General features: G+C 28.2%; 13 protein-coding genes and 1 pseudogene. 3 read left to right on the top strand and 11 right to left on the bottom strand.

Annotation, left to right across the window (positions count from 1 at the left end; translation table 11 throughout):
- A pseudogene (locus tag BM384_RS17955) lies at positions 1-194 on the top strand (IS110 family transposase); the annotation flags it as partial.
- Positions 195-383: 189 nt separating this feature from the next.
- Here the strand turns inward: BM384_RS17955 and BM384_RS11315 are convergent.
- The 7 genes from BM384_RS11315 to BM384_RS11285 form a co-directional block, all read right to left on the bottom strand.
- On the bottom strand, positions 384-593 hold the full coding sequence (locus tag BM384_RS11315) for a DUF350 domain-containing protein (protein ID WP_090013704.1): 210 nt from the start codon (positions 591-593) through the stop codon (positions 384-386).
- A gap of 19 nt (positions 594-612) precedes the next feature.
- The gene (locus BM384_RS11310; RefSeq protein WP_090013703.1) at positions 613-3,063 is read right to left on the bottom strand and encodes a glutathionylspermidine synthase family protein; all 2,451 of its coding nucleotides are present in this window, start codon (positions 3,061-3,063) and stop codon (positions 613-615) included.
- A gap of 23 nt (positions 3,064-3,086) precedes the next feature.
- A complete protein-coding gene (locus BM384_RS11305; RefSeq protein ID WP_090013701.1) occupies positions 3,087-3,419 on the bottom strand; it encodes a hypothetical protein in 333 nt (110 codons plus the stop codon).
- Between the two features lie 2 nt (positions 3,420-3,421).
- Entirely contained in the window at positions 3,422-4,045 is a 624-nt protein-coding gene (locus BM384_RS11300) for a normocyte-binding protein (RefSeq protein WP_090013699.1), read from the bottom strand.
- A 5-nt stretch (positions 4,046-4,050) separates the two neighbouring features.
- Complete coding sequence (locus BM384_RS11295) at positions 4,051-4,434, bottom strand: hypothetical protein (protein ID WP_090013698.1); 384 nt, start codon at positions 4,432-4,434, stop codon at positions 4,051-4,053.
- Between the two features lie 645 nt (positions 4,435-5,079).
- On the bottom strand, positions 5,080-5,454 hold the full coding sequence (locus BM384_RS11290) for a transposase-like zinc-binding domain-containing protein (RefSeq protein WP_207650718.1): 375 nt from the start codon (positions 5,452-5,454) through the stop codon (positions 5,080-5,082).
- A 118-nt stretch (positions 5,455-5,572) separates the two neighbouring features.
- Positions 5,573-8,677 carry a glycoside hydrolase family 9 protein gene (locus BM384_RS11285; protein WP_090013696.1) on the bottom strand — a complete coding sequence of 1,035 codons (3,105 nt, stop codon included), beginning with the start codon at positions 8,675-8,677 and terminating at the stop codon, positions 5,573-5,575.
- Between the two features lie 258 nt (positions 8,678-8,935).
- Between BM384_RS11285 and BM384_RS11280 the strand changes: the two genes are divergently transcribed.
- Positions 8,936-9,214: an autorepressor SdpR family transcription factor gene (locus BM384_RS11280; protein ID WP_090013694.1), complete on the top strand. Its 279-nt coding sequence runs from the start codon at positions 8,936-8,938 to the stop codon at positions 9,212-9,214.
- Positions 9,201-9,836: an SdpI family protein gene (locus BM384_RS11275; RefSeq protein WP_090013692.1), complete on the top strand. Its 636-nt coding sequence runs from the start codon at positions 9,201-9,203 to the stop codon at positions 9,834-9,836. Before BM384_RS11280 ends, BM384_RS11275 begins: the two co-directional genes overlap by 14 nt.
- A 45-nt stretch (positions 9,837-9,881) precedes the next feature.
- On the opposite strand, the gene BM384_RS11270 is transcribed toward BM384_RS11275, so the two are convergent.
- The 4 genes from BM384_RS11270 to BM384_RS11260 all read right to left on the bottom strand — a co-directional run.
- On the bottom strand, positions 9,882-10,865 hold the full coding sequence (locus BM384_RS11270; protein WP_090013691.1) for a D-isomer specific 2-hydroxyacid dehydrogenase family protein: 984 nt from the start codon (positions 10,863-10,865) through the stop codon (positions 9,882-9,884).
- 199 nt (positions 10,866-11,064) lie between these two features.
- Positions 11,065-11,271, bottom strand: coding sequence for a hypothetical protein (locus tag BM384_RS11265; protein WP_090013689.1), 207 nt, complete (start codon positions 11,269-11,271; stop codon positions 11,065-11,067).
- 501 nt (positions 11,272-11,772) lie between these two features.
- Positions 11,773-11,985: an ATP-binding protein gene (locus BM384_RS18650; protein ID WP_139232098.1), complete on the bottom strand. Its 213-nt coding sequence runs from the start codon at positions 11,983-11,985 to the stop codon at positions 11,773-11,775.
- Between the two features lie 181 nt (positions 11,986-12,166).
- On the bottom strand, positions 12,167-12,328 hold a 162-nt coding region (locus tag BM384_RS11260), incomplete at its 5' end, for a zinc ribbon domain-containing protein (RefSeq protein WP_139232097.1).

The raw sequence follows: 12,328 nt of genomic DNA, 5'->3' as shown, positions 1-12,328 counted from the left end.
CTAATCCTGTTTTGCTTGAATACTACAATAAGTTAATTAAATCAAAACCTAAAAAAGTAGCTATTGGAGCTATAATGCACAAATTAATTAACCACTTTTTTGCAATACTTAGGGATAAAAAGCCCTTTGAATTACGATTACCTGAAGTACATAAAAAATTATATTTAAATAGTAATTTACACGAAGTAATATAACATATAATTTAAAACTCACTCTTGTCCATTATTCGTAAAATAGTAATGGTTTATTAAGTGTACCCTTTTTTAAAAAATTACTTTTTAAAATTTTTTATTTTTTTGTATAACTGGTCTATGCATTAAAAAAAGACCATATCCATAATTATTTATGAATATAGTCTTATATACTACCCTTAAAAATATTATTTACGCTACAACGCCAGAAATAATAATACCTATAGCAATCATAAATCCAGCAATAACAATAGCAACTGCAATATTGTTTTTCTTTAATTCTTCATTAAAGTCTACTTTTGTAAGTACTAAATCAAATATAACGTATCCTACAATTAATAGTACTATTCCTATTAATCCAAATACAATACTTAATCCTGCACTAGCCATAAAATCACTCATCCTTTTCTCCTTAATTAATCTATTTTAAATATAATGATATATATTTAGCTGTGGAATTAGTAACAAATTCCCCCATTCTTGTGTATACTCCAACTGGCTTAGCCGAAGCTATATACATTCCTATGATAGGAAATTGAAACATCTCTTTTTTATTTAAACTCGAATATACATCCATTCTTAAAGGTCGTATATTAATTCTGTCTTGAAATATATATTCTTCATCCTTATCTAAACTTTCAAAACCATCTTTTATTCCTTGTCCTTCCCTTGAAAGATAAGGTTTTGCAAGATAGTCAGTGGAAAGTTTTCTATCTTTTTCTAAAGTAGTATATGGTATATAATTTATTATGAAATTTTCCTCTTCAGATGATAGTATTCCCTTTCCTAAAAGTTCATACATAACTGCAAAAAAAGCCTTTGATTGAGTTGCAAGGGTATGACCTGGGTTTATAAGATATTCCTTTTTACTTAAGGGATTAATAAACTTTTTCATATCTTCATCATAATAAAACCAATCTAATGGATAATATCTATAAATTGCATCTATCTTTTTTCCATAAATATAAATATCATTTCCATCTGTATCCATGTCATAAACATTACCAAAAATAATATTATAGTTTCCACATTCCCTTAAAACTTCAGCTATTACCTTAGTATTATAAATATCTTCATAATACCAAGATGTAACTACAGCTATATTTTCTATTTTTCTATTAAATTGACTTAATATAGTCTTAAGCTCATCTTTTAAATTATCTCTAAAGAATTTATTAGGATTTTCATACTTAATACTTAAAGTATCTTTTAAAATAGATGGTACATACATAGATTCTACTAATCCTGCTGGTGTTTCTGAATTAAACTCTAAAATTTTCATATTTCCAAAGTTATCAAAAGCAAAATCTATTCTTCCTACAGCACATAGTTCTGTAACTTCTTTAGATCTAACTAAACTGTATAACTCTTTAGGTATTCCTAATATGTCTCCAAAAAGCTCTAAATTATTAATTATTTTTGGATATATCTTATTTAAAATAGAGCAAAACTTATAAGAAGCCCACTTCATTTCTTCATAACACTTTTTATCCATAACCATTCTATCTAAAGATATATATTCATTTACACCTGTATAGGCTCCTGTAAAATCATAATTAAAAGCAAGCTCTTCACTTAATTTTTCATAAACTTTTTCATGATTTTCTACATATGATTTTTCTATTTTTAAAGGATAATTATCTTTTCCTAAAGGACTCATCCAGGTTTTATAATCATCTGTTAAAATATCAAGTCCCCATCTAACTAAAATTCCACGTACATCCTTATCCATAATATAAAGACCATAGTTTCCATATGCCTTCATAGGTGTATTTTTGTTGTCGTAGTCTGGAGCATAAGTATATTCCTCTCTAACTAAGATAAGGTCTTGAACTATATGAATTTTTTTACTTTCAAATACTCTTGCAACCTGCTCTTCCCAAGCCTTTTGATTATATAACTTGCCTATATAAACTTCCTGACTATACCTTCCAAGAGAAGATTTAATAACATATTTATCTTTATCTCTTAGTACTCTTTCTTTATTTTCTAAAGTCAAAATTTCAGTATAAGGAAGACATTTTCTAACTATTTCTTTATCATGATAACTTAACTTAGAGGAATCACTTTTAACAAGTTTCCAAAGGTATGCAAACAAACCTTTAGCCTGAATAGCTATAATCCTTGGATCATTTATAAGTAGCACTCTTCCCTCATTAAATACACTTAAAATCTCTTCAAAATTATCTATTTCATTAGAAAACTCTGTTGGGAAGAGCTTTAATATAACATGTAGTTTAACCTTAGAAAAGCCATATACAAATCCATCTTTAACTGATAAATTACTATTTCCAACTGGAATAATATTGATTTTGGTATCCTTTAGCATTTCTTTAAAATACAGACTATGATGTAGTTCTTCATAATGACATGAATCCATTAAAAAACCAACATTTATATTTCCTTTTTCTTCTGAAAAGTCTTCACTAATTTCTATAAGTCTTTTTAATATATCTTCTATAAAATCTTCATTAAGATTTCCTTTAAAATCACATTTTTCTGCAAGGTGAATTTCCTTTTGTCCACATGGCTTATCATAATTAAATTCTGAAAAATATACCCTATTATTTTTATCTATAAAGGTATCAAATCTAGTCCAATACATAGGAGCTAGTGGAGCCTTAAGACTAAATATTTTATCTTTATAAGAAAATTCATCAAAATAATTTAATAATTCCTTATGTAATCCGTTAATTTCACCTAATAAACTTATAGCAATTCTATTAATTTCTTCACCATAATACTTCATCTTATCCCATATATCCTCTTCTATGAAAAAAGGTATTTGAGAATGTACATGCTCCTCACCATTTGCACTTATCATATAATGGTCAAAAAGAACATCTTCTGTATATTTTATCTGATCTTTCATAAACTTTTACCTCTTACTTAATCTTAGCTTGAAGAACTTCCACCCTTAGAGCTTGAATAACCAGAAGACTTGCTTCCTGATGACTTAGAAGTACTGCTCTTTCCACTTGATGATTTAGATACGCTGCCAGATGAACTATCAGATGAACTGCCCCTATTTCCAAATGAATGCCAAAAGCTTCTTCCTCCATAATAATGATTACTTGAAGAGGTAGATACTCCATTTTCCTCTTCTTCCTCATCTCTATTTTCACAACCAGTAGCTACTGCTGCTACTCCAACAGCAAAGGCAGTAGCTACAGCAAGTGCCAGTGCATTCTTTTTATTCTTTTCTAAAAAACTTTTAAAATCTGCCATTATTATTTCACCTTCACTATCTTAACTTCTAGCTTACTATTTAAAAAATTAATATAATCCATTAAGTCTTCCTTAACATTTCCCCTAGTAATGATCTTTATCCCCTTATATCCTAATTCCTTTAAAAATTCTTCATAAGGCAAATCATCAAAGCCTATAGCATATTGATTATTTAATTTATTCTTCTTTTCACTATCATCCATTTCTTCTCTATACCTATCAAAAGGAATAAACATTATATATTTCTTAGTTTGTATTTCCTTAAGATTTTCACTGCAATATATAAGCCTACTTATATGCTCTTTAGTCCCTACAAGCCCAAAATCATTAAATAATAAATTAATATTTAAAATAGGCTTTATATCATAATGATTATTTAATATAAGAGCCAAATCTAATATTTCATTTAAATTCAAATCAACTATTATAAAATATTCATCTTCATATTCTTTTAAAACCTGATTAACTAAATTATCACTAACTTTTATACTATACTCATCAAGTACAAAATCTGAATATGTTTTTAGAGATACAAAAGGTGTACTTCTAAAAAAACACCTATACTCCCCTAAATTTTTCTTCCACTTTTTATAATTATCCCTTAAATTTATATCTTTTAAATTCATTATCATTACCTTTCATAAGTAATAGCATAAATATCGTCTAAAGAAATATAGTGTTTAAAACCATCTTCATTTATAAACACACATCTTCCTTCACTGCATTCATCTTCTATTACCTGCCCTTTAAAACTGATTTCTGGATTAGAATTCTGCCATGATGATACATCTAAATAAATATTGATTTCTACTGATGATGATAAAAAGCCACAAGGCATTTTATAAAGTATTGCAAAATTATTTTTAGTTGAAAATAACTGTCTATAACTTTTACCATCAATAAAAGTATCTACGGCTATAAGACCATTATATAAGTTTCTTATCTCTCCCTCTAAAACTTCAGTCACTGTATCATTATACCAATCATTAAAGGTTTTATAAATAAATAATTCCATTTATTCCTCCATATATATCTTTTTGTATATTATATATATATTCTAAGTTTTTAACAAGATAAATGACAATTCTAATTTATATTTTCTAAGGCTGTATTTTTAAATAAAGTGATAAGTGAGACTAGCTATTCAAATATAGGTGGACGTCCTTTAAAGTTTGTACTTAAATAAGGGTGTTCGCCTTTTATATTTATTGGATTTTCATCAAATTTTGAAAATATAAATTTAAAAAGAGCTAGATAATTTGCTAAATATTTTATTGATACTCCTCTATAAACAGCTATAAATCTCTTTAAGTTATTGCTATGAAGGCTATTTATTTTTTGAATGTTGTACTGTTTAAATCCATGAAGTCCATTTGGAATAGCTATATGACTTATTTTACAAAAGGATGATAATATTTTATAACTAAAAAGACTGTCTGTTATTATTGTCTAGTGCTGTTTAAATACACACCTTTTCCTTAGATATGCCTCTATATCTTGCCTAGCCTCCTCCTTTATGTGCTTTTCTTGGCATAACAAATCCATCTTTAGAGTGATTTCCCTTAAAGGATTCTTGAAAGAAAGTTTCATCACATTGAATTTTTGAAGATAAATCCAAACATTTATAATGCTCTCTAATGGCATCTAAGATTTTATGACATCAGATAAAAGCTGTGCTAACTGCAATATTTAGCTCCTTTGCTATTTTACTAAGAGAATATTGATTTATAAGGCATTCAATGAATTTAATACAAGTTTCTAAATTCTTTTTAGATGAGAAAATAGGGGCATTAGTACTTTTAACAAAAGATTTTTTGCAAGTTTTACATGGATACCTTTGAGTTTCTTTATTCCTACCATTTTTAACTATGCATTTATTTTTACAATGAGGGCAAATTAATTCTGCTGTTTCTTTATTATTTGAAACATTAATTAAAATACTTATATCTATTAATAATTTCCTTTTAGCTGAATTACTTAAAAGCTTTATATTTTCTAGAATTTTAAAATAGTTATCTACGTACAAATCAATCACTTTCCAATAATAATTTGTTTAGATACTTGCCTATTTTTATCACTTTTATTCATAAAACAGCCTTCTCTAAAACTAAAAAGCAGCACCAATTTAATGGCACTGCTTCTTTTATACTAAATTATTTATAATATACTACTGATGCTTCAAGACCTTTATAATCAATCATAGATGACCAGTTAACATTTGAGAAACCAGTTTCAAATTTTACTGAGCTTCCATCATTATTTAATATAACATCACTATTTATTCTATATTCAACATACATTCCCTTTGAATCACAGCTTATCTTAGCTACTGTATCACCAGTTACATCCTGATACCATGGATTATCTGAGTAGTTGATTCCTGTATTATATGAGTATGCTGCCATTTCACTACTATCTGATTTAGAGAAATAGTATCTTACTGCTACCTTTGATAAATCAAGAGCTTCATCTTTAGCCTTAAGAACAAAGCTTTGATTAACTCCAGTTTCTTCTCTACTTATAACCTTTAAATCTACCTTAGATGAAATATCTTCTGCATTTTGTCCCATTACTGAAGATTTAGCGAGTGCTCTAACAAGGGCTGAATTCCAGTAAATATCAACTTCATTAATTGAATAACTTTCTGCATTATCTAAGTAACATTTTGCTGGTGCTACATCTTGTAAATATGCCTTTGCATATGGATCTTCTAATTGAGAGTTAACTCCACCTGCAATCATACCTGGAATTGCTTCTCCCTTAACTATTGATGGTCTATGGTGTGGATTCTTTGGTGTAACTGTTCCCCATCCTGTTACAAAGGAAACAGCATTTGCATTTTTACCAAAACAGTAATTTACATGTTCTCTTGCATAATCTACATAATCATCATTAGGTGAAATTGTATTAGCTAAAGATAATAATGAGGCTTCACTGCTTATACCCATGTTACTTCCCCAATAATAATATTTTCCGTTAGTTACTCCATATCCATCTTCTTTTGAGGCATCTACTATTCTATCTGCTTTTTTAATTATTGCTTCTTTAATTCTATCTTTTAAATCTTCATCAGCATTTCTAGTACTTAGATAAGCATCATTACCAAAGCCACCTATACTTTGCCATCCATATTCCATTTCTATATTATTTTCTGCAAGTTCTTTAAATCTTTCGTGGTACTTATTATCTCCTGTTGCCTTAAATAATTCTGCAGATGCCCAGTATCTTTCATCCATATCAGTATAATCACCATATTCTCCTGTAACTATTCCTTTGGGATTACTTACCCCTTGACTTGGAGCAGCTTCTAAATAATCATAAGCCTTCTTAGCTGCATCAAGACATTTATCTGCAAATTCAGAATCTATTGATTTATATACTTCATAACCCTTAGCCATTATTGCTGCAAAATCACCAGTAGCAGTTGTAGAAATTGGACATACTATTAGTTCATCAGTTTCTTCTTCTGGCATATTATATCCTGGGAAGTTTGCACATGTTACCTTATGATAAACTCCTCCATTTTCTTTATTTTGCATCTTAAATAACCAATCAAATTGTCTCTTACATTCATCTAGAATATCTGATATTCCGTTTCCACTTTCAGGAATTCCAGTATCATCTGTAAAGGCATCTTTATTTACTTCATAAGCTTCTAATAAGTCTGCTAAAGATGTAGCTGTTGCAACTACATATCTACCATAATCTCCTGCATCATGCCATCCTCCTGATACATCTATATATTCATCTGTACCATAAATTCTTGCAAGAGATTTATGACACTCAGGATGTGCCCACTTACCTGCAAATTCTTCTGAAAGCTCATCACATCTTTGATAATAAAAGAATTTAGTTAAATCCTTCATAGTATCTCTATAAATATTTTCATCTATCTTAAATTCATAAGATTCTCCAAGTTCTTCACTTTGAATTACATAAGTTCCTGGAGTATTTACTTTAGAGAAGTCTCCATAATAATCTACTTCTCCAGCTGCTTTATTTTCTTTTCCTTCTGAAATTTCACCTGTATAAACAGTTTCTCCAGTTTCTTTAGATACAACATTAAATGTCTTTCCTGCTACATCAGCACCTCTAAAGACTACTTCTTTTCTACTATTTGGAATGTATCCAAGTTGATTTAAAACTATTTTTTGCTCTTCCTTTTCTTCTATAACATCAGTTATTCCACTAGCATCAACTAATTTTAAGCTTACATTACTTAAATTAACCTTATGTGCTTCTAAATCTTCTCCCTCTTCTTTTCCCATATTGAAACATAATTTTGGAGCCATATCTGTGTCATCTTCCATTGTAAATTCCATAACTACTGTTTGAGTTTCAGGAGTTACATTTACTTTTTTCCATGTGTAAGCATGATAATCTCCACCATCAAGTTGAATCATAGCTTCAAGATCTCTATCTACAGAAGAATCAATATCAAATTGTAGTACATACTTCCCACCTTTATATAACTTGAATGTTTGATTAGATACTTGAACTCCATAGTTTAAGGTACCACATTCATTAACATTAGCAGTTAACTTTCCATCTTCTGAAGTTAATGTAGCATCTCCTCCTCCAGCAAGATAAAGTCCCCAGTTTTCTTTGCCATTTTTGAAATCACCATTTTTAATTAAATTTTCATCACTAGCTTCTGGTTTTTTGCCAGCTGTCTTTTCAGCATTACTGTCATCTACCATAATTAACTCTACATTATCAAAAGTTACAGTATGCTCGTCAAGCTCTTCACCTTCATTACCAAGGTTTAAACAAAGCTTAGGTGCATTATCAGTTTCATCTTTCATAGTAAACTCCATAGTCATAGTTTGAGTTTCAGGAGTTATATTAAATTCATTCCATGCATAGCACTTATAGTCTCCTCCATTTTGTTGAAGACCACCTTCAATTTTTCTTTCAGCAGTAGAACTTACATCAAACTTTAAAACATATTTAGCTCCCTTAATTAACTTAAAACCTCCTGTTGATAACTGAACGCCATAATTTAGTTCACCAACAGATTTGACATCAGCTTTAAGAGCTCCGTCTACAACATTTAGTTCCATATCTCCACCAGCTGTTACATAACTTCCCCAGTTCTCCATTCCATCTGAGAAATCTCCATTTTTTATTAAATTATCTTTTGAAGAAACTGTACTTTCTTGTGATACTTCAGCCTTTACATTTATTGTGGCCACGTTTACAAAACTACTTGTAACAAGTGTTGCTGCTGTCAGCATCATAACTAAAAATCTTTTCATTTATAATTCCCTCCTAAATTTTCCTGTTAATACAATTATATTTCCTCCACAATATTACTTCAATGCAATAAAATTACTTTTTAAGCTACAAAAATAGTATTTTAAGATATTTTATTCAATACTTTATATAAAATTTTATAACCAAGTTATAATTAATAGCTATTTAGAACTTTTTCTAAATAGCTATTGACTAATTATTACATTTAAGTTATATTCTATTTAGAAATATTTCTAAATAGATTCAAAAGAGGTGATGTTTTGATTTTCCAAGAAACATTTAAAGCATTGGCTGATCCTGTACGCCGCGAAATACTAATGATGTTAAAAGATAATAAAATGTCTGCAGGAGAAATAAGTAGTAAGTTTGATATGACAGCAGCAACTGTATCTTATCACTTATCAAAATTAAAGAAGGCTGAGCTAATTTTTGAAACTAAATATAAAAATTTTATCTACTATGAGATAAATGTATCCGTATTTGAAGAAATAATGCTATGGTTTTCTAACTTTGGAGGTAATAAAAATGAAAAAGAATAAAAAATTAATATTAATATCAACAATAGTTTGTCTTTTACCAATACTTTTATCTATAACTTTATACGATAAACTTCCAAGCTCAATTGCAATTCATTTTAGTGCTTCAGGACAGCCAAATAATTATGCTCCTAAATTTATTGCAGCCTTTGGGCTTCCAATAATTATGGCAATTAGTAATGCATTATGTATTTTTGTATTAGATAAAGACCCTAAAAAAGAAAATTCTTCAAAAGTATTAAATCAAATATGTTTATGGATTATACCTATATTATCAATAACATTAACTCCTATTACTTTATTTAAATCTTTAGGTACAGACATTCCTATTAATATAATAGTACCAGCTATGATTGGAATTCTATTTGTGGTAATTGGAAATTATCTTCCTAAATGCAAACAAAATAATACTGTAGGAATAAAACTTCCTTGGACACTAAAAGATTCTGATAACTGGAATAAAACTCATCACTTAGCAGGATACCTTTGGATTTTAGGAGGAGCAATTGTTACTATATCAACATTCTTAAATAGTATTCTAACTTCTTATATAATGTTTATTGCTATAGGAGTTATGGTATTAGTTCCAACAATTTATTCTTATGCTATTTACAAAAACAAATAAATTTAAGGGATTGAAATTAGCCTTTCAATCCCTTTTTACTACTTATTATTTAACTTCTAAATCTGTATCTTTTCCCTTTTCAAATGCATCTAAAGCAATAAGAGAATTTTTAACCATCCATGCTACTGAATTTTCAGTATAAAATGCCATATGTGGAGTCATAATTACATTTGGAAATGAATTAAGTATAGCTCTATTATGATCTCCTATAATTTTTCCTGAATTATCAAAATAAATTAAATCCCTTTCTGCTTCGCATACATCTGTACCAAATCCATAAACTTTTCCACTTTCAATAGCTTCTATCATATCTTCTTCATTTACAAGAGAGCCTCTAGCTGTATTAACTATAATCACTCCATCTTTCATCTTATCTAAATTTTCTTTATCAATTATATGAAAATTTTCTTCTGTTGCTGGGCAATGAAGTGTTATAATATCAGCTTTTTTTAATAAAGTATCTAAGTTAACATATTTGGCATAATTTAAAATCTCATGATTTTTATAAGGATCATAAGCTAAAATTTTGCATCCAAACCCACTTAAATGTTTAATTACTGTTGATCCTATTTTTCCTGTTCCAATTACTCCAACTGTAGAATCACAAATAGATTTTCCTATTTTTCCTTTTAAAGAAAAGTCTTGAATGTTTGCAGAAGTTTTTATGTAATTTAATTTTCTAAGACACATAAGCATTAACATTATTGCATAATCAGCTACAGCATCTGGTGGATATGAAACATTGCTAACTCTCATTCCTAATCTTTTAGCATACTCTACATCAATATGATCATACCCTATTGAGCGTGCTAATATATATTTAACCCCATACTTATGAAACTTATCTATTAATGGAGCATCCATTTTACATGGAATAATAGATATAGCATCACATCCTTTAGCTAAAATAGCATTTTTTAAATCAGGATAATCTGGGCAAGAATCTAATTCTATCCCCAACTCTTTACTGAACTTCTCATAATAGACTTTTTCATCAAACTCTCTCATGCTATAAACAAATATCTTCATTTTTTATCCCCCATATTTAAATTAAATCTATATCCATTATAGGCATTTTTAGATTTTTTTTACAAGTATAAAAGACCCTAAATGAAATAAAACTAAATATATTAAAAATATAAGTGTACCCTATAGAATAGAATTTTTTAATTATCTATTCTATAGGGTACATTTTAAACAACTCTAAATAAATTTTATATTATTAATTTTAATTATTCTTTTTTGCACTTATTACTCTTTTTAAAGTAATTAAAGCTGTGAATACACATAAAATAAGTATACCTATAATAGTCTTTATTTCACTATCTTTTCCAGAAAGCGTTAAGAGTGACTTATAAGCTGCACATCTTGCCTCCAAAGAAAATAATCCTAAAACAGCTATAAAAGTAATAATAAATGCCCCTATTTTTTTCATCTTTAAGTCCCCCTTTTTACACTTATTTGTTTAGATATATAGCTTTTGTAATATGTATTATAATAAAAATTTTAAATTATTGAAGTATATACTCTTGTTTCAAAATATATGATACAAAGTAAAATATATCAATTTCATACTAATATATTACCCCTCCATGTAATCGTTGTCAATATTTTTCTTGTATTTTTTCAATTAACTTTCCAATATAAAATCAATTTTTTAACAAAAGAATAATAAAAATAAATTATCCAGAAATAATTCCTTATCTAGCCTACTGAATATTCGAAATCTTTTTTGAAAATAAGGATGTTTTAAGGGTTTTATATTCAAAAAAAATAAATGGTGAACATCCTTATAAAAATACTAATTTCGAAGAATATCCACCTTTATTTAAATTGCTAGTTTGTGTATCACTATATTTCACAATTGAGCTTTTTTTTATAGATATATATGTAAAACTTACTTAATCCATTTATCTATTTTAGATATGAATAATACTTAATCATATATGTCTGAAAACTCAGTATTAATTTTAGAAATTATATCTTTTTCATCACTTATACTATTATCATAAACTTCCTCATCCATTATGTCTGGAAGCTTTATTTCAACTTCTGTACCAATTTCTGTATCCAAAATTTTTACATTTCCATTATGTTCTTCAACAATTCCTCGTACTAAGGCAAGCCCTATACCACTACCCTCTCTTATTCTGTGTAAACTTTTATCTGCTACTCAAAATATGGACAATTATACCCATATCGAGATTTTTCCTTATTCATCGTGTCCTATTTTGTAGTGAATAAATCACCTACTACTTTAGTTTGATATAACACTCCAAAGGCGTAAATTCCCGACTTAGCCATGGGTACATATCTATAATTGCTTTTAATTATGCTATATTATAGATTTTTGCATCTCTCAAATTAAGACTTGCGTTATAATCTCTATCAGCCACATATCCACATTCACATTTGTAAATTCTATCTTTAAGTTTTAAATCTTTTTTTATAGAACCACAAGAGTGACATAGTTTACTTGAAGGATAAAACCT

It is taken from the genome of Clostridium sp. DSM 8431 (genome assembly GCF_900116755.1).
Taxonomy (GTDB): domain Bacteria; phylum Bacillota; class Clostridia; order Clostridiales; family Clostridiaceae; genus Clostridium.
Note: the sequence above shows the minus strand (reverse complement) of the source record. Positions and strands in the feature narration are given on the sequence as shown.